The following is a 20,295-nucleotide window of genomic DNA, read 5'->3' on the forward strand; positions in this document are numbered from 1 at the left end:
CCAATGCCCACCCCGTCGCTGGCAACGTCCGCCACAGCCGAGGGGCTCGGTGAGTTCATCGACGCCTCGCCGTCACCCTTCCACGTCTGCGCGACGGTCGCCGCCGAGCTCGAATCCGCAGGATTTCAACGCCTTTTCGAGGATCAGGACTGGTCGACGGAGGAGAGCGATGCCTTCGAGGGCTTCGTCGACGACGCGGGCCGTCGGTTCTATGTCATTCGTGGCGGGTCGATCATCGCGTGGGATCTCGGCGATGGCGACGGATTCCGGATCGTCGGTGGCCACACCGACAGCCCCAATCTGCGGCTCAAGCAGAACCCCGACCGTGAATCAGCCGGGCTGGCAACGGTTGCGCTCGAACCCTACGGCGGTGCGTGGCTCAACTCGTGGCTCGATCGCGATCTCGGGCTCTCGGGCCGCCTGGCTTATCGTGCGGACAGTGGCGTCAGCAGTGTGCTGGTCAACGTCACCGAGCCGGTACTTCGCGTGCCCCAGTTGGCGATTCACCTCTCCGAGGACCGCAAGGGCGTCACACTGAACCCCCAGCGACACGTCGACGCGATCTGGGGTGTCGACGCCGCGACCCCGATCCTGCAGTGGGTTGCCGAGTACGCGGGCATCGACGCCGACGCCCTGCTCGGGTGGGAGTTGATGACCCACGATGTCACGCCATCGAGGCTCATCGGACCCGAAGACGAATTGCTCAGCGCCCCAAGGCTCGACAACCAGGGCACCTGCTACGCGGGACTGCACGCGCTGCTCGACGGCGAGCCGACGATCCACACGAGAGTGCTCGCGCTGTTCGACCACGAAGAGGTGGGCAGCGGCTCGGAGCGGGGCGCGGCGTCGGACTTCCTGGCGACGACGTTGGAGCGAATCGTGTTGTCGCAGGGTGGTTCTCGCGACGATTATCTACGGTCCATGGCATCGAGCGTATGCGTCTCGGGCGACATGGCGCACGCCACTCACCCGAACTACCCGGACCGGCACGAGCCGACGCACCGGATCGCGATCAACGGCGGACCGGTTCTCAAGGTCAACCAGAACCTGCGGTACGCGTCGGATGCGTTGGGGGAGGCCATATTTGCGCTCGCCTGCGACACCGCCGGGGTGCCGATGCAGCGCTACATCCACCGCGCCGACCTGCCGTGCGGCTCGACGATCGGACCGATCACGGCGACGCGGACAGGGCTGCTCACCATCGACGTCGGTGCACCGCAGCTGGCCATGCACAGCGCACGTGAACTGATGGGCGCCGCCGACGTTCCGATGTATTCCGCTGCGCTGCAGGCGTTTCTGAGTTCACCGGCCTGATCCCGCCCGCCGGGGCCACCCCTCACGCCCCGGCGGACGGTCGGTGTGCGCGTCAGTAGCTGCGCGCGAAGCCCAGGACGTTGTTCACGTAGTCCATCGAGTTGTTGTACCGCAGAACGGCTGTGGCCTCGGAGGCCTGGTTGCGCAGGTCGAGGTGGCCGTCGCACAGGTACCGGGCTGTGGTCAGCGCACCGTCGAAGAGGTTTTGCGGGTCGATCTTGCCGTCGCCGTTGCCGTCGGCGCCGTACTTCTCCCACGTGGCGGGGATGAACTGCATCGGTCCGACGGCGCGGTCGTGGACGGAGTCGCCGTCGAGGCGTCCGCCGTCGGTGTCGGTGATGACCTGGTTGCCCGCGAGCGAACCGTCGAGCATCGGTCCGAAGATCGGATTCTTCAGCGTGCCGTCGGGTGTGGCGTCGCCCTCGTTGGCGTGGTGCGATTCCACCTTGCCGATTCCGGCGATGAGCGTCCACGGGATGCCGCAGTTCGGCTGATCGCGTGCCATCGTGTCGGCGGCCTTTCGGTACGCCTCGAACGCGACCTGCGGGACGGCGCCGTCGGTGACGCTGGCGGGAAGCGGTGGGGGAGGCGGGGGCGTCGCTGTCGCCTTCTGGGTCGCGACGACCGGCTGTGCGGGAGCGGGCGTCTTCTTTTGCGCCTCAGCGTCCTTCTGCGCGCTCGGAGTGGCGGCGGACTGTGTGGTGGACTGGCTCGGTGTGGGAGCGCCCAGGGTGCCATGGTCGGCGTTGGCGCCCGCGGCAACAGTCAGGGCTCCGACGACGGGGATCAACGCGGCCCCGATCAGCGGCGCCCGCGACTTGGTGAACGCATGCGGCAGAATTGCTCGCCGCTGCTTCGAATGCTTACCCAAAACTGAACCTCACACGTACGTCGGTGGATGTACCGAAAGAGACCGTACATGCGGACGTGTCCTTACCGTTATCGCAGCGTTATCGAAAACTGAGTGATCGCTGAACGTCGACGTGCGACATCGCTGGTCGTTACGGGGATGTTTCGTCGAGTGTGACGTCTGGCACACAGGGGCTTTAGGCCCTTGCTGATGCAAGGATTTCGGCCCTTCGTAAAACCCCTAGTTGGGTCGCAACACCGACAGCGAGGTGCCCTCGGTGAGCACGATGTAGCCGTCGACGTCCGTCGCCCGCCCGAGGATCGGACGGGTCCAAGCGACCTTGCCCGCAGGGACGTCGAACGCTGTCAGTTGGCCGCTGCTGCCGAACACCAGGTGATCGCCGGACGAGCCGACACAGCTCAACAGGTCGAGGTTGGTGTCGGGGTCGTCGATGCTCGGCACCGGCAGGGTTCCCGCGCGCTCGCCGTCGTCGAGTTGGTAGACGACTCGTGAGCGGTCCATCTGCGCGAAGGCGACCATCGATCCACACGGTCGGGTGTTGGATTTCGAGAGGTTCGGATCGGTGATCTGCCAGAGCGCGCCCCCGCGGGCCGGGTCGCGCACCTGGTAGAAACCCTGCGTCGCCTGCATGGACGCGTCGCCGACCGTCGTGAGCACCGGAAGGGTCGACGGTCCGTCGACCACCTCGGCTTCGGCGGACTCCGACGTCGGGTGTCGGGTGGGGGTGCCGCCGACCACGGCATAGGTGTCGACGGACTCCTGATCCCCGTCGCGTCGAACAACGGCGAGGCCCGAGGAGTACGTCAGGATGTCGCACTGGCGGCAGCGCAGAGTGTCCTTGCCCCGCGAATCGACGACGAATCGGCTGCCGTCGGCCGTCGAGATGATGAGCATGTCGTGGTCGAACGTCGCCTGCGCAGCGGACGCGAAGGTACGACCCCAGACGCGCTTGCCCCCCGCGGTGCGCATCGAGACCTCGTAACCGGCCTGATCGATGCGCACGAAGTTCGCGCCGACTCCGACCACCCGGGCGGTGTCGTCGAGGGCCGACTTCGAACCGACGCTGCCCGAGTCGTCGACGATATAGAAGCCGTCCGGCTGATCGCCGAGCTTGATGGCACACCCGACGTTCCCCGCGGCGTCGAACGCACACGAACCGAGCCCTGCGACGACGGGCTGCGACCACAGTGCGCGTCCACTGTGGCGATCGACGAGTTGGTAGGCGCGTCCGATGCCGCGCGGATACGAGAGCAGCCAGTGATCGCCGCGGGCGTCGGCGACCTCGATGTTGCCGGTCTGGTTGTAGCCGGGCAGTGTCTCCGCCGATGCGGTCCACGCGACCTCTGGCTGCTGTGTGTAGCCGCGGAGCTGGGCGTTCTCGTATGTCCGTGCCACCGTGGGTGTTCCGATGGCTAGCACTATCCCGACGGTCGCGACGAGCAGTGCGATCAACACCAGGGTGACTGTGCCGATGCCAAACGGCATGCGTTGTGCAACGCGCCTCACAGCGGAGCGGGCAGACATGGCCAACAGTCAATCACGGACGCGTTCTGCGCCGAGCGGCCGACCGGCCCCGCGTGAGGTCACGCTCTCCCGAGTCAGGCGCCGGTCGCAGAAAGCGCGCCGCTGATCACGTCGGCGAGCGGCGTCGAGGGATGGCCTGCAAGGGTCTCGAGGTCGGTGGAATCGGAGTCGAGTTCACCGCGCGCGATGCCCGCATCCGAGTCGGCCAGGACCTTCGCGAAAGCCTCGGGGACGCCATTGCTGGTCAGCGCCGCTGCAAAGTCTGCTTCGGGGAGATCCTGGTAGTGCACGTGACGGCCGCTCACCTTCGCGAGCGTGGCAGCGATGTCGCTGAGCGTCAGATGCTCCGAACCCGCGAGCTCGTAGATCTCGCCGCCCTTGGCGTTGATCAGGGCCGACGCCGCTGCGTCTGCATAGTCCGAACGCGACGCGCCCGCCACCTTGCCGTCGCCAGCGCTGCCGTAGAGGTTTCCCGAGTCGATCGCGGCCGACGCGCCCGCCAGATAGTTCTCCCAGTACCAACCGTTGCGAAGGAGCACGGTGGGGATTCCGCTCTCGGTGAGCAGTTGCTCGGTGGCCTGATGCTCCTCCGCGAGCGCCAAGGTGCTGGTGTCGGCGCGCAGGATGGAGGTGTAGGCGATCAGCGTGATCCCGGCTTCCTTGGCTGCGTCGATCACGTTGCGGTGCTGCGGGATTCGACGGCCCACCTCGCTGCCGGACACCAGCAGCAGGCGGTCGACGCCCGCCAGTGCCGCGCGAAGTGTCTCGGGCGATTCATAGTCGGCGACGCGGACGTTCACTCCCACGTTCGACAGCGTGCTCGCCTTCTTCTCGTCGCGCACGATCGCCACGATGTCGGCGACGTCGACGCCTGCGGCGCGCAGGCTGCCGGCGGCGAGTCCGCCGAGCTGCCCCGTTGCTCCGGTGATTGCATAGGTGGTCATGTGATCTCCTGGTGTTCTGGTGGATCAAGCTGTCCATCTCATCGTGCACTTACTTTTCGTATAGTGCAACAGTTTCTGGAAGCGCTGGCTGTAATGTGCAGTACACTGAGGCCATGACCAGGGCAGAAGACCGCTCGGCGCGTGACTCCGACATCGATCCGGCACTAGAAGATCCGGCGCTCGAAGCCGACGTGTTCGCGCGGGATTGCGGATCGCGCGAAGTGCTGCAGGATGTGACGAGTCGCTGGGGCCTGCTCGCGCTCGGAGCTCTGTACGACGGTGACCTGCGGTTCAGTGCCCTGCGGCGTCGGGTACAGGGTGTCAGCGAGCGAATGCTGTCGGTGACGCTGCAGACGCTGGAGCGCGACGGATTCGTCAACCGCACTGTGCTGCAATCGATTCCCCCAAAGGTGGAGTACTCCCTGACCGATCTGGGTCGCGAGGTGGCTCAGCGCCTGATGGCTGTCATCGAACTGGTCGAGGGGCACCTACCGGACGTCGAGCAGGCGCGCGAGCGCTACGACAGCCGCTGACGGCAAAGTTGCGTGGGACATACGGAGGCATTTTTGTACCCGCACGTCCCACACAACTTTTCGGTTCGTCGCCTCAGAACAGCTGCCCGAGGTAGAACTGCGCTCCCTGGTCGTCGGCGCACAGTGCCACGATCCCGTACGCCGCGCGCTCGGGTTCGGAGATCACCGAGCCTCCCGCTGCGCGGACCCGCTCGACGGCGGCGTCGACGTCGACGACGTTCCACATGGGCACCGCAACGTCGGAATCCGCTCCGCCCGCGATGCCGATCTGCGGGTGTGCGTCGTCGACCTCCCAGCCGTCGGCGATGCGTCCGGGCGTGAACGTCCAGCCGAGCGTGGTCCCGTAGAACTCGCGCAACCGTGCGCTGTCGCGGGTGTGCACCGTCAGATACGACAGCTCTCCGACGCCGCGCGGATGCTGAGCCGCGCGCGGTTCGTCGGGAGCTGCGACGTACACCGCGAATTCGACGCCCTGATCGTCGACGCAGTCGAGGCCGTGCCGGTCGTCGCGTGTCGTCCCGCCGGCCGCTTCGATTCGACGCCGCGCGGCGTCGAGGTCGTCGACCGCGTAGGCGCAGAAGATCGTCTGCGGCCCAGACGTTTCCACCACGGCGGTGGGGTGACTCGCGGTGGTCACCATGCGCAGCTCGTCGTCGAACTTCCAACCGAGGACCGCGCCGTAGAAGGCGCGGGCGCGGGCGGCGTCGTGGGTGTTGACCGAGATGAAACCGATGTCGCCCTGAAGGATTCGCGCGGCGGGCGGCTCGCTCATCGACGCCCGCGCCGCGAGCGTCGGACCGGTCAGCATCCATCGGTGCCCGTAGGGGTCGATGATGGTCGCGGTGCGAGAACCATACGCCTCGTAGGGTTCTCGGGTCACCGCGGCTCCGCCTGCCGTGGCGCGACGCAGAGCCTCGTCGGTGTCGTCGACGGCGAGCATGAGGCTGACCGATACCGCTCCGGGCTGCGGTGCCCGCAACCCCATGTCGGGGAACTCTTCGGCCAGGTAGATCGCCCCGCCCCCGACCTCGAGCTCGGCATGTCCGATCGTGTTGTCGTCCATGAGGATCGGCTCACCACGAACGGTGGCGCCGAGCCGATCGACGTACCAGTCGAGCGCCGAGCGTGCGTCGTGCACGGTGAGATAGGGCAGCGCGCCCGGACGTTCGACGAGCTCCTGCGGTGCGCTCGTGTCGATGTCGGTTGCGGTCAATTCGTGTTCGAGTTGGACGGTGTTCATGTCGACTCCTTCGGGAAGTGACACTCCACGCTCGAGTCGCCTGCGTAGTGCTTCGGCGAAATCGTGTGCGGGAGCGAGGGGTTCGTTCCAGCCCGGCGTCGTGGCGGAGCTCAGAACGCTGAGCGGGTCGTGCGATGTCGGCGTCGCGTCGTCGGCGTTCATGCGATCACCCCTTCGCGGACTGGTTGAGCGGATAGGCCTCGCGGAATGCTCGCTTGGCCCTGGTGAGCAGTGCCTCGGTGGCGCCGACCGTACGGCCGAGGATGTGCGCGCAGTCGGCGACCGGCAGGTCGTCGACGTAGCGCAACGTCAACACGGCGCGGTTGATCGGTGAGAGTTGCGCCAGTGTCGCGTGCGCGACCATGCGGTCGAGGTGGGCATCCCACCCGTCGTCGGGGTGTTCGGGTAGTTCGTCGACGGGTTCGGGTGTGCGCTGCGCCCGCCGCCAGTGGTCGGCGAGCTTGTGCCGGGCGACGCCGATCAACCAGCCGACATTCGGCGAGGCGGTCCGGTCGCGGCGCATCGTGTCCATCGCGGCCAGGAATGTCTCGGAGGTCACGTCCTCGGCGATCCGCCGATCCGAGCAGCGTCGAAAAACGTACCCGTAGACAGCGGGTAGCGCCTCGTCGTAGACCTCGAGAATGGCCTCGGGGCCGGTGTGTTCGCCGCTCACACCACCATCATCGTTTGCCGCCACCGAAACCCGACGGCCGTTGGGAGAACTTTTTGCCACAGCACACCGCCCCGCAGCGTCAACGTAGCGGGGCGGTGGTCGGGCCAGGTGGGATCAGGGGCGCGGTGGGAAGTGTCCGACGCGGATGATGTGGGTGCCGACGGTGTACGCCGTGACGAACGTCGGTCCGCCGCTGGCGCAGCACAACGGGTCCGACGGCTTGAGCCAGCGGTACCGGACCGTCACCGAGTTCTTGGTGTACTTCGCTACCCAGGTGTAGCCGTACGGCCTCGGATCGACGGTTCCGATGAATCGACCGTGCTTGAACAACAGGACGCGTGACTGATATGTCGCATCGCCGATTCCGTTGCCGTTGACCAACATCCAGTCGAGGTTGCACCCATTCCTCAACGGATTGTTGCTCGCTCGGTACGGCGACCAACCGCCACCGTTGGCGTCACGCCCGATCTTCGAGAGTGACGACTTCGCCAGCGGGGAATTGATGTCGAAACAGAGTCCGTGGCCGCTGCCGTACGGCGGTGCGGCCGAGGCGGCGCCCGAGCCGAGCGTGGTTGCCCCCAGCGTTCCCGCGACCAGGCCCGCGAGGGTCAGTGTGAGGACGATGAGACGTCGCGTTCGGAGGGAGAGCCGGGTTCGAGTGGCGAATGAGTGCATGAGGGGTGCCTTCCGCTCGGGGAACCAGTGGACGCTGGCCGCCGGCCGTGCGATCGGCCCGCTGTTGAGGTGATCGGTCGGCGGGCAGGGCAGTCGTTAGCAGGAGTCATTCATCGATGGGACGCCGTCTCGGCCGGGTCGCGCCCGGGGATCCGAGTTGCGTGGGATCCACGGGGGCATTTTTGTACCCCGCTGTCCCACGCAACTTCGATGAGTTTTCGGCTGCGGGCCGGTCAACACCTGCATGGCAACCGCAACCATTTCCTCCATGCTCCTGTCCACCGACGATCCGCAGCAGCTCGCGCGCTGGTACGCGACCGCATTCGAAGCCGAACCGATGTCGGCACCGGGCGGTCCTGACGGACCGGGCTACACAATCATCGAGCTCGACGGCTTCTACCTGATGTTCGACAAGCGCGACGACGTCTCGGGGCGCAACCCGCAGGGAGCGCGCACGCTGCTCAACGTCGAGGTCGACGATGCTGCGGCGACGGCCGCGCGCCTCGACGCCCTCGGGGCCACCTGGATCAGCCCGCTCGAAGACCGCGACGGCAACCAGTTCGCGACGGTCGAGGACCCCGACGGCAACTGGCTGCAACTCGTCTCATTGTCCGACGAGCACGAGGCGCAAATGAGTTCCCCGACATCGCCCTACTCCGGCTTCGCGGTTCGCGATACCGCCACGACCGAGCAGTTCTATCGCGACGTACTCGGCATGCGAGTCTTGCGATTCCCCATGGGAGACAACGACATTCTGGGTATCCGCATCAACCGCGGTACCACCGTCCTTGCCTACCCGAAGCCCGATCACCAACCCGCGACCTTCACCGTGCTCAACATTCCGGTGCCCGACCTCGCCAAGAGCATCGACGACCTGGCCGCGCGCGGCGTCGAATTCCTGCGCTACGACGGCTTCGAGCACGACGAGCGCGGCATCGTGCACGGCAACGGTGTCGGACCCGACATCGCCTGGTTCACCGATCCCTCGGGAAACGTGATTGCACTTGCGCAACGAGGTGAGCAATGAGCGCGAGCGCGGCATCGGCGGATCAGTATCCTTCGCCCATGCGGCCACTGCGATACTCCATCAACATCACGATCGACGGCTGTGTCGACCACACGGCCGTCAACCCGACCGAGGCGATGCATCGGCATTCGGCACAGCTACTCGCCGACGCCGACGCGCTGGTCTTCGGTCGGGTGATCTACGAAATGATGGAAGCAGGTTGGCGCGAGGTCGCCAGGAACGACGAGATCACCGACGGCAGGCCCGAGTGGATGGTGCCCTTCGCCCACGTCATCGACCGTGCGAAGAAGTACGTCGTCTCCGACTCGCTTACCAGCGTCGACTGGAATGCCGAACTGATCCGTCGCGACGACCTCGAGTCGACGGTCCGCGAACTCAAGGCCCAACCGGGCAACGGGCTGGCCACCGGGGGCGTCACGCTGCCGCTCGCGCTTGCCGAACTCGACCTCATCGACTCCTACGAGTTCATCGTCCATCCGCGCATCGTCGGCCACGGCCCACGGATCTTCGAAGGGATCTCGCAGCACGTCGACCTGCGTCTCGTCGAGCGCTCTGAGCTCGACACCGACATCGTCGTGCTCCGTTACGAGCCGGTCCGGTAGTACACAGAGCCTCGTTCGCTCTCGGCGTAGCCCACGTCACCATTTGCCGGAACATGCCCGTGTCCTGCGGAGTTGTAGCTGTCAGATCCCCGCCGACACCTGTTTTCGTTGCGACCTGTGCAGACGTTAAGTGCAGGTGCACTCCAGTTGACCACTACAGTGGAAGCCAGGCTGGTCGTCGTATATCCGACACCACCGCAGTTGTCGCCAAGAGGCTTGAAGACATCGACGGCCGGGGCGCTAGCAATGTGAGGGAGAACAATGTTCGAACGGTTCACCGACCGCGCACGCCGGGTTGTGGTTCTGGCCCAAGAAGAGGCGCGGATGCTCAACCACAACTACATCGGCACCGAGCACATCCTCCTGGGTCTGATCCACGAGGGTGAGGGCGTTGCCGCCAAGGCACTGGAGTCTCTGGGGATCTCCCTCGAGGGCGTCCGCAGCCAGGTCGAGGAGATCATCGGCCAGGGTCAGCAGGCGCCGTCGGGGCACATCCCGTTCACGCCGCGTGCCAAGAAGGTCCTCGAGTTGTCGCTGCGTGAAGCGCTGCAGCTCGGCCACAACTACATCGGTACAGAGCACATCCTGCTCGGCCTCATCCGCGAGGGCGAGGGCGTTGCCGCGCAGGTTCTGGTCAAGCTCGGCGCCGACCTCAACCGGGTCCGCCAGCAGGTCATCCAGCTCCTGTCCGGCTACCAGGGCAAGGAGCCGCAGGAGGCGGGCACCGGCGGTCGTTCCAGCGAGGCAGGCACGCCGTCGACCTCGCTCGTCCTCGACCAGTTCGGCAGAAACCTGACCGCGGCCGCCGCCGAGGGCAAACTCGACCCCGTCATCGGGCGCGAGAAAGAGATCGAGCGGGTCATGCAGGTCTTGAGCCGCCGCACCAAGAACAACCCTGTTCTGATCGGCGAGCCCGGCGTCGGCAAGACCGCCGTCGTCGAGGGACTGGCGCAGGCCATCGTCAACGGCCAGGTGCCCGAGACGCTCAAGGACAAGCAGCTCTACACGCTCGACCTCGGTTCGCTGGTCGCAGGCAGCCGTTACCGCGGCGACTTCGAGGAACGCCTCAAGAAGGTCCTCAAGGAGATCAACACCCGCGGCGACATCATCCTGTTCATCGACGAGCTGCACACGCTCGTCGGTGCCGGTGCCGCAGAGGGCGCAATCGACGCGGCGAGCATCCTCAAGCCGAAGCTGGCCCGCGGCGAGCTGCAGACCATCGGTGCCACCACGCTCGACGAGTACCGCAAGTACATCGAGAAGGACGCAGCACTCGAGCGTCGCTTCCAGCCGGTGCAGGTCGGCGAGCCGTCGGTGGAGCACACCATCGAGATCCTCAAGGGTCTGCGCGACCGCTACGAGACGCACCACCGCGTGTCCATCACCGACGGAGCTCTCGTCGCAGCGGCAACCCTTGCCGATCGGTACATCAACGACCGCTTCCTGCCCGACAAGGCGATCGACCTCATCGACGAGGCCGGCGCGCGCATGCGCATCCGCCGGATGACCGCACCGCCAGACCTGCGCGAGTTCGACGAGCGCATCGCCGACGCGCGCAAGGAGAAGGAAAGCGCGATCGACGCGCAGGACTTCGAGAAGGCCGCAAGCCTGCGCGACAAGGAGAAGCAACTCGTCAACGAGCGCGCCGAGCGTGAAAAGCAGTGGCGCAGTGGCGATATGGACGTCGTGGCCGAGGTCGACGACGAGCAGATCGCCGAGGTCCTCGGTAACTGGACCGGCATTCCGGTGTTCAAGCTCACCGAGGAGGAGACCACCCGTCTGCTCCGCATGGAGGACGAGCTGCACAAGCGGATCATCGGCCAGGAAGACGCGGTCAAGGCCGTGTCGAAGGCGATCCGTCGTACCCGCGCAGGGCTGAAAGACCCGAAGCGCCCGTCGGGCTCGTTCATCTTCGCCGGCCCGTCCGGTGTCGGTAAGACCGAGCTCTCCAAGGCGCTCGCCAACTTCCTGTTCGGCGAGGACGACGCGCTCATCCAGATCGACATGGGCGAGTTCCACGACCGCTTCACCGCGTCGCGTCTGTTCGGTGCGCCTCCCGGATACGTCGGCTACGAAGAGGGCGGCCAGCTCACCGAGAAGGTGCGCCGCAAGCCGTTCTCGGTCGTCCTGTTCGACGAGATCGAGAAAGCGCACTCGGAGATCTACAACACCCTGTTGCAGGTCCTCGAGGACGGACGTCTCACAGACGGCCAGGGCCGTACCGTCGACTTCAAGAACACGGTGCTGATCTTCACCTCGAACCTCGGTACCTCCGACATCTCGAAGGCAGTCGGCCTCGGATTCTCGAAGACCGGCTCCGACGGCTCGCAGTACGAGCGGATGAAGCAGAAGGTCAACGACGAGCTCAAGAAGCACTTCCGGCCGGAGTTCCTCAACCGCATCGACGACATCGTCGTGTTCCACCAGCTCACCCAGGACGAGATCATCCAGATGGTCGACCTGATGCTGGCACGCGTCGAGACCGCGCTGCGCAACAAGGACATGGCCATCGAGGTCACGGACAAGGCCAAGTCGCTGTTGGCCAAGCGTGGTTTCGATCCGGTTCTCGGTGCGCGCCCGCTGCGTCGCACCATCCAGCGTGAGATCGAGGATCAGCTTTCGGAGAAGATCCTGTTCGGCGAGGTCGAGCCGGGGCAGATCGTGCTGATCGACGTCGAGAACTGGGACGGCGAAGGCGAAGGCGAGGACGCGAAGTTCACCTTCGTCGGTTCGGAGAAGCCGCGCGAGCTGCCCGACGCTCCGGTGGAGCTGAGCAAGGCAGGCGAGGGCAAGAGCGACGCCTGAGTCAGTCGAAAGACCGACAAGTCAATAGATCGACAAGTGCAGGGGTGCAACAGTAAAAGCTGTTGCGCCCCTGCGCTGTATCTTCTCGGGTAGTTGCCGCAGCGTCCGCCAGAAGGACAGCGTCTGCCCGAAAGGGCAGTGCGTGCCGAAAGGACATCGGGATGTTTCGACGTGGGCCCAATGCGCCGACCGCGTTGTATGAGGTCGGCGCGCAACTCGGATGGGCCACGGCCACGTCGGTGGACCTCTCGGCCATCCAGCCGCCGACCTACGCCGGCGTCGATGTCCACGACCTCCGGCGACGTGGCGCCCGATGGCAGGCATGGGCGATCGAGGGCCCCGGCGGTGTGCTGGCCTCACACCTCGAGGTGTTCAACGACGAGTACGACCAGCCGGTGTACGACGTCGCTGGTCGCGCGGCGCCCGATCACACGCGGGTTGCGTTGCCGCATGTCGAGATCGGATGGCGGTTGGTGCCGTACGGCCATCACCGACTCGCGGGCCGGTTCGGGTCGCGGGGGTCGCGCAAGGTGTCGTCGAAGGGCACAGGCATGGCGGTGCGAGTGTCACGCGATTGCGACGAGGCCGCCGTCGATTCGTTGCTCGCCGACCCACGATGGACCGACATCGGCCGTCGCGCACAAGCGATTTCGCGAACCGGACTGGCGGTGGAGATCGTCGGCGGCCGCGCGGTGGTGTTCACCACGACGGCCACAGCGCCACGCGGCACCGAGCGATGGCGTGAGCTGATCGCCGCCGAGGAGGTGCTGCACACCATTCTCGACGAGCACCGCAGATGACCGATCGGCTGACGAAGGTAGGCGCCGGCCAGCGTCGCGATCCGATAGAAAATTCAGCAGCGAAGAGCCTGGTACCGCCCGTGGTGCCGGGCTCTTCGCATGTCTAAGGTGAGGCGTCGGAAAAAGATTCCGGCACGGGGGAACATGTCAGTGCTTTGGCCGCATCCAATGTAATGACAACGCAGAAAGCGTTGACGACCACCGGAGATCCACTCCTCGAAAGGACCATGATCATGGCGACTGCAAGCTACGACACCAACGGCGACGGCTACGTGGATGTTCAGCTCAAGGACACCAACGGTGACGGTTACGCCGACGTGAAACTCCAGGACACCAATGGCGACGGCTACGCCGACGTTCGGTACACCGATACCAACGGTGACGGACGAGTCGATGTCCGTGAGAGCGACACCAATGGCGACGGCTACATCGACACGCAGTACGCCGACACCAACCGCGACGGCTATGTCGATACCGCGAACTACGACACCAACGGTGACGGCTACGTCGACACCGCGAACTACGACACCAATGGCGACGGCTACGTCGACACCGCGAACTACGACACCAACGGTGACGGCTACGTCGACACCAGCTACGGCGTCTAGCGCGCGTGTGCAGCGGCTGACTCAGTGGCGCCTACCATCGGCGTGATGAAACGAATCGCGCTCGGCGCCACTGATGTCACCGTGCCCAATGTCGTCCTGGGGATGATGCGTATCCAGGACCGCTCCGACGACGAGATCCGCGAGCTCGTCGGGGTGGCCCGCGACGCGGGCATCGACTTCTTCGACCACGCCGACATCTACGGCACAGCACCTGCGCACGGATGCGAACAACGGTTCGCGCAGGCCCTGCGGTTCTCGTCGTCGGAGCGTGAGCAGATCACGATCCAGTCGAAGGCGGGCATCGTCAAAGATGGTCCCTACTACGACTTCTCGTACGACCACATCGTCGAGGCCGTCGACGGATCGCTGCGGGCACTCGACACCGACCACCTCGATATCCTGCTCCTGCATCGACCCGACGCCCTGGTCGAGCCCGACGAGGTGGCACGCGCCTTCGACGACCTGGCACAGGCGGGCAAGGTGCGCCACTTCGGGGTGTCCAATCACACGCCACGGCAGATCAAACTGCTGAAAAGGTCTGTGACACAACCGATCGTCGCCAATCAGCTGCAACTGTCGATCACCCACGCGCCGATCATCGCGCAAGGTGTTGCAGCGAATATGGCGGGCGAGGGGCAGGCGCAGACCCTCGACGGCGGGGGCGTGCTCGACTACTGCCGCCTCAATGACATCACCGTCCAGGCGTGGTCGCCGTTCCAGGCCACATTCTTCGACGGCGTCTTCCTCGGATCCGACCGCTACCCGGAACTGAACACCGTGATCGACAGGCTCGCAGCGAAATACGACGTCGCACCGATCGCGATCGCCACGGCGTGGATCACGCGACATCCTGCCCAGATGCAGGTGGTTCTCGGCACCACCACCCCCGCACGCGTCGCCGCCGCGTCGAAAGGTTCCGACATTCCGCTCACCCGTCCGGAGTGGTACGAACTGTTCCGCGCCGCCGGGCATCGCGTCCCGTAGGTCAGGCGACTGGCACCCGAATACTAGGATGTGCAAGTATTTGGGGGGGAAGGTAGGCGCGCGACAGCGAGGAGTGCACTCATGACGGATCAGCCGACGGTTCTCATCGATGTGGTCGGACGGATCGGGCAGATAACACTCAATCGGCCCGCGTCCATCAATGCGCTCGATCATCCGATGGCGCTCTCCATGCACGACGCTTTGCGCACGTGGGCGAACGACCCCGCCATCGACGCAGTCGTCGTCGCAGGTGCGGGTGAGCGTGGGCTGTGCGCAGGGGGCGACATCGCGGCCATCCATCGAGACGCGTCAAAGCTCTCGTCGGGTGGAGGGGGAGACGACGCCGCGACCGCGAACAGCCCGTCCGGCCGCTTCTGGGCGGACGAGTACCGCCTCAACCTCGACATCTCGACCTATCCCAAGCCCTACGTCGCGATCATGGACGGAATCGTGATGGGTGGCGGCGTCGGTATCTCCGCGCACGGCAACACGCGCGTCGTCACCGACAGAACTCGTCTGGCCATGCCGGAGGTCGGTATCGGCTTCGTGCCGGACGTCGGCGGGACATTCCTTCTCGCACGCGTGCCGGACCAACTCGGTACGTACGCGGCGCTGACCGGCGGCACGCTGTCCGGTGCCGACGCGATCGCCATGGGCCTCGCCGACCACTACGTCCCGGCCGAGAATCTCGACGCCTTCCGTGATTCCATCGTCTCCGACGGCGTCGACGCCGCGCTGTCTCGCTACGCCGTGACGCCGCCCGCATCGACGCTCGACGCCGAAAGAGACTGGATACGTGAGGCTTTCGCAGCCGACACGGTGTCGGAGATCATCGAGGGGTGTCGAGCGGTTGGTGTCGAGTCGGCCGATCGTGCCGCGGATCGGATTGCGTCGAAGAGTCCGGCCTCGTTGGCCGCAACCCTGTACGCGTTGCGCCACAAGGAATCCGACCTCGCGCAGACACTGCGTCGTGAGTATCGCGTCTCGCTGCGCTTCCTGCAGCATCCCGACATGGCCGAGGGAATCCGCGCGCAGGTGATCGACAAGGATCGCACCCCGGCGTGGACCTCGGATCATGCGTCGGCCGCCGCGTCGCTCGACGCCGTGTTCGCCCCGCTGCCTGCAGCCTGTGAACTCTCGCTCGAGACCACAACCCGTCTAGGAGGAATCGAATGTCCGAGTACGAGACGATCATCACCGAGAGTGCCGATGGAATCGGTGTGATCACGCTGAACCGACCGAAAGCGCTCAACGCGCTGAACACCACGCTGATGAACGAAGTCGTCGCTGCGGCAGAGCAATTCGACGCCGATCCGGACATCGGCGCCATCGTCATTACCGGCTCCGAGCGTGCCTTTGCAGCGGGCGCCGACATCAAGGAGATGTCCGACAAGACCTTCAGTGAAGTGGTCAGCGAGTCGTTCTTCGGCGCCTGGGACAACCTCTCACGGCTGCGCACCCCGACCATCGCCGCGGTGACCGGCTACGCACTCGGAGGCGGCTGCGAACTCGCGATGCTCTGCGACATCCTCATCGCGGGCGACAACGCGGTGTTCGGGCAACCGGAGATCAACCTGGGGGTCATCCCCGGTATCGGCGGTTCGCAGCGCCTGACGCGCGCCATCGGCAAGGCCAAGGCGATGGATCTGATCCTCACGGGTCGCCAGATGAAGGTCGATGAGGCCGAGCGTGCCGGACTCGTCTCCCGCGTCGTGCCGGCCGCCGAATGCCTCGCGACAGCGAAAGAGGTTGCCGTGACGATCGCGGGCAAGTCGTCGATCGCGGCGGGGCTGGCCAAGGATGCGGTGAATCGTGCCTTCGAGACGACACTGACAGAGGGTGTGCGTGCCGAACGCGGCCTGTTCTACTCGACGTTCGCCACCGACGACCAGACCGAGGGCATGGCGGCGTTCGTGGCCAAGCGCGAGCCGGATTTCCGTAACCGCTGAACCCGATCGATCGCCGACCGGCGGTCATGAGGGGCGACGGGTGTGGTCGCGACGGTCTGCGCCAGGAATATGGGAAGATCACAGGCGTGTCTCGACGCCTGTTCCGCCGCATGGGTATTGCCGCCGGTGCACTTCTCGCTGCCGCGGCAGTGGTCGTGCCCGGCGTCAGCGGAGACGGCACGTCGCATGGGCCGACCGTCAAGCCTGCCGTCCGTGCCTCCGCTGAGACACCGCCGGCGTATGTGGCGCTCGGAAGTTCGTACGCCGCGGGTCCAGACGCCGTACCGACGCGACTGAACGTCTGCTTCCGCAGCCCCGACAACTACCCCAATCGGGTGGCCAAAGCGATGCGCCTGCGACTGGTCGACGCCACGTGTTCGGGTGCGACGACGGAGAACATCGTCGACAAGCCGCAACGATTCCTCGCGCATAAGCAGATCGATGCCGTCACCCGCAACACCGCGCTCGTGACCGTCACCAGTGGCGGAAACGACATCGACTACATCGGTCGATTGCTCGCGATGAGTTGCAACAACGTCGCGAGCGGCGTCGACAAAGCTTTGGGGCCGGCCGCCAGGAGTTGTCACACCGGGCATCGGATCGCCGCGGAACCCACCGACGCCGACTACGCGAGGGTTCAGCGCCTATTGATCCAAACGGTGTTGGAGATCAAGCTGCGTGCTCCTCACGCGCGAGTGGTGCTCGTCGACTACCCACCGCTCACCGTCGCGGGTGAGGCGCCATGCGACCTGCTGCCACTCACGCCCGAGCAGACTGCGCAGACGGTGCGGATCTTCGACAGACTCGCGGACGCCACAGCGCTGGCGGCACACGAGACAGGCGTCGACCTGGTCCAGGCGTCGGTCGCCGGCGCCGACTACACCGTGTGTTCTGCACAGCCGTGGCTGCGCGGGTTCGCTCCGCCGATTCCGTATCACCCGACGACGCGCGGCAAGGCCGGCGTCGCGGGCCTCGTCGTCGAATCGCTCGGCGGTCCGGTCGCCTGATCCGGCGCCCGATTTTTCCTGAAAGCCGGCGTCCCAGTCGGTGTCCCTGAAAGCTGGGGCATGTGCGTGAGGCGGGGTGCCTTTAGCGTTGGTCATGGCTCCGGTGCCACCGGGGTGAGGGGGTAGGCCGCCGTCGGACGAATGTCAGTGTGGATGGAGATCTCGTGGGTGCAGGTTGTTGTGACCATTGCCGCCGCTGTTATCTGCCCAGCTCGCGTGGTGCCCTGGGGAGGGGGCCGCGAGCTGGGCGGCGTCTACATCCGAGCGTGACGTTTCGACGACGGTCGGTGCCTCCGAACACGACGGTCGCCGAGAGGGAACCTCCGTCATCTCGGTGATTCTATGAATCCCAGGTCGGTAATCCCCATCTCGGTGACTGTCGTGCGGACCCGGCCATCAGCGTCGACTCCGACCCACTCGCATCGGTCGTCGGCCTCGGCGACGACGCTCACAGCAAACGTGCGGTGCCGTGGCAGCGCACGTATGCGGACTGCGCCGTCCGCCGCTCGGCGGAGCGTGCCGATGATCAGCTCGCGTGTGGACTTGTCGAGAGGATCCGGGGCGTCGCTGTCGGGGCGATCGAGTCCGCGGTCGTCGAGGAGGCTCACCGCGACCCCTCGACGTCGGGCATCGTCGACCGCGGCGTTGATGTCCGGAGTGCACAATGCCCTGGAACGCAACAGATCTCGTAGCCGCGCCTCGGTGAGGCTGCATTCGGTTCGGGTTGCGTCGTCAAGGCGCTCGCCTCCGCAGAGTCGCAGCAGGAGCGGTCGGGCCAATGCGGTGACCGGTTCGAGTTGTCGGGCGCGTTCCTGGGCCGCGGCACGCGCCGCGGCGACGTTGCCCGCAGCTTCTGCCGTTCGTTGTCGACTGTCGGTCAGATCACGCGCCAGCGTTCGATTGACCCGCGCAAACACGATGCCGATCGCGACGAAGCCGCCAGAGGGGCCGATCAGCAGAATTCCGGGAAGTGCGTTGCCCGTGGCGGCGTACGACCACAGACCTGTCACCGCCAGGGCAACGGCGAAGCCGATGATCGCTGTGGCGGGCCGTCCCCTCATCGCGAGCAGTGCCGCGATCAGCGCCGGTGGGCCGGTCACCCACAGGGGAATCGCCTGCGTGGTGTCTTCGAGTGCGAAGAGGTAGGTGGCGCACATGAGCGCGGGCACCGCTGCGACGAAGAGTGCCGGCAGTGGGCGCAGGACGTCTGTTGCGCCGCCGACCAGGAACGCGACCGCGACCGCCATCATGACGACGATCCCTACCGGGACCCACCAGGGAGCGGAACCCGGATTGAGTGCAGCAGCCGCAGCAAGGACGATGACGATCGACGCAGCGAGCACCCGAGCGGTGGATGAACGCAGGCGGAGTGGGTCGGGTTCATCGACGCGGACGGGATCGGCAGGCCTGTGCCAGACGAGCGTCACGGTGGTGCCCCTGCCGGGACCGGAGTCGACGGTCGCCTCACCACCGACCCGCCGTAATCGTTCCTCGACGGACATCGCGAGTCCGAGCCGCTCACGTGGCACAGCAAGGCGATCGAAACCAGGCCCGTCATCACCGATGGTGACCTCGATCCCATGATCTTCGACGAGTATTCGGCAGGATCGGCTGCACTCGGGTGGAACGTGCCGAAAGCAGTTGCGAGCGGCCTCCGCGGTCGCGCCGACCAACGCTTCCACGGACACCTGCGGAAATGTCGATCCGGCGGATGCGCGCACGTCGCTGCTCACAGTCATGCCGGGATCGTTGTGCTGCGCGGCCTCGCTGAGCCTGCGCACGACCCCGGCAGGTTCTGGATTGAGACCCGACGTCGTCTCGCGCAGGGCGTCGTCGAGCGCGACCAGCGTTGCGGTTGCACGAGAGGGGAGTCGAGGCGAGTCCGGGTTTCGTGCGGCCTCAAGAAGAGTGGACATGATCTCGTCGTGGGTGATCGCCCGTGTGAGCGCGCGTTCGGCCAACCGCGCGCGGGTCGCAGCCGTCTGCTCGGCGAGGGCGATCTCAGCGGCAGAGTTGCGGTCGAGGGTGGCCGCGATGCGCAATCCGGACACGCCGAGTGCGAACGGCACGATGGCAAATGCCGCGCTGCACGCGGCGTCGGCAATCATCGTCGCCGGCGACGAAATCCCCTGGGTCACATTGCCGGTGACCTTGATCGTGATCGCGCAGACGATCAGATACAGAGCTGCCGGGGCAGGTTTCCATGCGATCATCGCGCAGATCGTGCCCAACACCACGAAGGGTCCGAGCCAGTAGACGGTGGCATCGTCGAGCGGTGTGCCGTTCCACGCAGGCCACCAGAGGAGTTCCGCCACGAGCACACCGAGTGCTCCGAGGGCGGCCCACCGTCGGAGCCGGACCGGATTGGCCGAGATCAGGCAATGAACTCCGACGATGACGCCCGGGAGTGCTGCACAGATCAATGCCGTCGGAGTCCACCACCACGCCGATATCGAGCGTGCTTGCGCTACTGCGGGAATCAGAAATGGAATGAACACGCAGTAGGCCGCGCCCGCAAACAATCCGTAGTAGCGAAGCGTTCGAGAGACAGCCGTTCGAGAGGCAGCGGAGTCCGCGGTGGGCGATTGGTGCGTGGCATTCTTCGATGGTCGCCTCGCACTGTTCCGACGGAACTCGGACACCGACCGATATGGTCGGGGGAATTGCCGTGCGGTCACCGCCCGCATTATTCCCCCAAGCAGCTCGTGCTGTCTCGTAGAGAGCACATTCCGACCACTT

Annotated in this window: 18 protein-coding genes; 11 read left to right on the forward strand and 7 right to left on the reverse strand. The window is 65.8% G+C overall.

Going from position 1 to position 20,295, the window contains the following annotated elements; all coding sequences use genetic code 11:
* Window positions 1–3 precede the first annotated feature (3 nt).
* A complete protein-coding gene (locus tag RND64_RS03580) occupies window positions 4–1,314 on the forward strand; it encodes a M18 family aminopeptidase (RefSeq protein ID WP_049697678.1) in 1,311 nt (436 codons plus the stop codon).
* A gap of 52 nt (window positions 1,315–1,366) precedes the next feature.
* Here the strand turns inward: RND64_RS03580 and RND64_RS03585 are convergent, their stop codons facing one another.
* The 3 genes from RND64_RS03585 to RND64_RS03595 all read right to left on the reverse strand — a co-directional run bounded on the left by RND64_RS03585 (window position 1,367) and on the right by RND64_RS03595 (window position 4,653).
* Window positions 1,367–2,185 (reverse strand): lytic transglycosylase domain-containing protein, encoded by an 819-nt coding sequence (locus RND64_RS03585; protein WP_049697679.1) that lies wholly within the window; start codon window positions 2,183–2,185, stop codon window positions 1,367–1,369.
* A gap of 219 nt (window positions 2,186–2,404) precedes the next feature.
* Window positions 2,405–3,670 carry a hypothetical protein gene (locus tag RND64_RS03590; protein ID WP_083444303.1) on the reverse strand — a complete coding sequence of 422 codons (1,266 nt, stop codon included), beginning with the start codon at window positions 3,668–3,670 and terminating at the stop codon, window positions 2,405–2,407.
* 113 nt (window positions 3,671–3,783) lie between these two features.
* Window positions 3,784–4,653 carry an SDR family oxidoreductase gene (locus RND64_RS03595; RefSeq protein WP_049697681.1) on the reverse strand — a complete coding sequence of 290 codons (870 nt, stop codon included), beginning with the start codon at window positions 4,651–4,653 and terminating at the stop codon, window positions 3,784–3,786.
* Window positions 4,654–4,766: 113 nt separating this feature from the next.
* Between RND64_RS03595 and RND64_RS03600 the strand changes: the two genes are divergently transcribed.
* Window positions 4,767–5,186 carry a winged helix-turn-helix transcriptional regulator gene (locus RND64_RS03600; protein ID WP_049697682.1) on the forward strand — a complete coding sequence of 140 codons (420 nt, stop codon included), beginning with the start codon at window positions 4,767–4,769 and terminating at the stop codon, window positions 5,184–5,186.
* A 73-nt stretch (window positions 5,187–5,259) separates the two neighbouring features.
* Here the strand turns inward: RND64_RS03600 and RND64_RS03605 are convergent, their stop codons facing one another.
* The 3 genes from RND64_RS03605 to RND64_RS03615 all read right to left on the reverse strand — a co-directional run bounded on the left by RND64_RS03605 (window position 5,260) and on the right by RND64_RS03615 (window position 7,774).
* On the reverse strand, window positions 5,260–6,588 hold the full coding sequence (locus RND64_RS03605; protein WP_049697683.1) for a VOC family protein: 1,329 nt from the start codon (window positions 6,586–6,588) through the stop codon (window positions 5,260–5,262).
* A gap of 4 nt (window positions 6,589–6,592) precedes the next feature.
* Window positions 6,593–7,099, reverse strand: coding sequence for an RNA polymerase sigma factor (locus RND64_RS03610; protein WP_049697684.1), 507 nt, complete (start codon window positions 7,097–7,099; stop codon window positions 6,593–6,595).
* A 114-nt stretch (window positions 7,100–7,213) separates the two neighbouring features.
* Entirely contained in the window at window positions 7,214–7,774 is a 561-nt protein-coding gene (locus tag RND64_RS03615; RefSeq protein WP_049697685.1) for an LppP/LprE family lipoprotein, read from the reverse strand.
* 244 nt (window positions 7,775–8,018) lie between these two features.
* Here RND64_RS03615 and RND64_RS03620 point away from each other — a divergent pair, with 244 nt between their 5' ends.
* The 9 genes from RND64_RS03620 to RND64_RS03660 all read left to right on the forward strand — a co-directional run bounded on the left by RND64_RS03620 (window position 8,019) and on the right by RND64_RS03660 (window position 17,556).
* Window positions 8,019–8,801 (forward strand): VOC family protein, encoded by a 783-nt coding sequence (locus tag RND64_RS03620; protein ID WP_049697686.1) that lies wholly within the window; start codon window positions 8,019–8,021, stop codon window positions 8,799–8,801.
* Window positions 8,802–8,839: 38 nt separating this feature from the next.
* Window positions 8,840–9,403: a dihydrofolate reductase family protein gene (locus RND64_RS03625; RefSeq protein ID WP_049698035.1), complete on the forward strand. Its 564-nt coding sequence runs from the start codon at window positions 8,840–8,842 to the stop codon at window positions 9,401–9,403.
* A 261-nt stretch (window positions 9,404–9,664) separates the two neighbouring features.
* Complete coding sequence (locus RND64_RS03630) at window positions 9,665–12,208, forward strand: ATP-dependent Clp protease ATP-binding subunit (RefSeq protein WP_049697687.1); 2,544 nt, start codon at window positions 9,665–9,667, stop codon at window positions 12,206–12,208.
* Window positions 12,209–12,369: 161 nt separating this feature from the next.
* Window positions 12,370–13,008 carry a hypothetical protein gene (locus RND64_RS03635; RefSeq protein WP_152929997.1) on the forward strand — a complete coding sequence of 213 codons (639 nt, stop codon included), beginning with the start codon at window positions 12,370–12,372 and terminating at the stop codon, window positions 13,006–13,008.
* A 233-nt stretch (window positions 13,009–13,241) separates the two neighbouring features.
* Window positions 13,242–13,616 (forward strand): hypothetical protein, encoded by a 375-nt coding sequence (locus tag RND64_RS03640; RefSeq protein ID WP_049698036.1) that lies wholly within the window; start codon window positions 13,242–13,244, stop codon window positions 13,614–13,616.
* A gap of 45 nt (window positions 13,617–13,661) precedes the next feature.
* Entirely contained in the window at window positions 13,662–14,600 is a 939-nt protein-coding gene (locus tag RND64_RS03645; protein ID WP_049697689.1) for an aldo/keto reductase, read from the forward strand.
* A gap of 81 nt (window positions 14,601–14,681) precedes the next feature.
* Complete coding sequence (locus RND64_RS03650; protein WP_083444304.1) at window positions 14,682–15,824, forward strand: enoyl-CoA hydratase/isomerase family protein; 1,143 nt, start codon at window positions 14,682–14,684, stop codon at window positions 15,822–15,824.
* The gene (locus RND64_RS03655; protein ID WP_049697690.1) at window positions 15,773–16,549 is read left to right on the forward strand and encodes an enoyl-CoA hydratase; all 777 of its coding nucleotides are present in this window, start codon (window positions 15,773–15,775) and stop codon (window positions 16,547–16,549) included. The genes RND64_RS03650 and RND64_RS03655 overlap by 52 nt, the downstream gene beginning before the upstream one ends.
* Window positions 16,550–16,635: 86 nt before the next feature.
* Window positions 16,636–17,556: an SGNH/GDSL hydrolase family protein gene (locus tag RND64_RS03660; RefSeq protein ID WP_049698038.1), complete on the forward strand. Its 921-nt coding sequence runs from the start codon at window positions 16,636–16,638 to the stop codon at window positions 17,554–17,556.
* A 326-nt stretch (window positions 17,557–17,882) separates the two neighbouring features.
* Here the strand turns inward: RND64_RS03660 and RND64_RS03665 are convergent, their stop codons facing one another.
* A complete protein-coding gene (locus RND64_RS03665; protein WP_152929998.1) occupies window positions 17,883–20,054 on the reverse strand; it encodes a sensor histidine kinase in 2,172 nt (723 codons plus the stop codon).
* Window positions 20,055–20,295 lie beyond the last annotated feature (241 nt).

The sequence above is a fragment of the Gordonia sp. w5E2 genome, from assembly GCF_036540975.1.
Taxonomy (GTDB): Bacteria; Actinomycetota; Actinomycetes; order Mycobacteriales; family Mycobacteriaceae; genus Gordonia; species Gordonia jacobaea.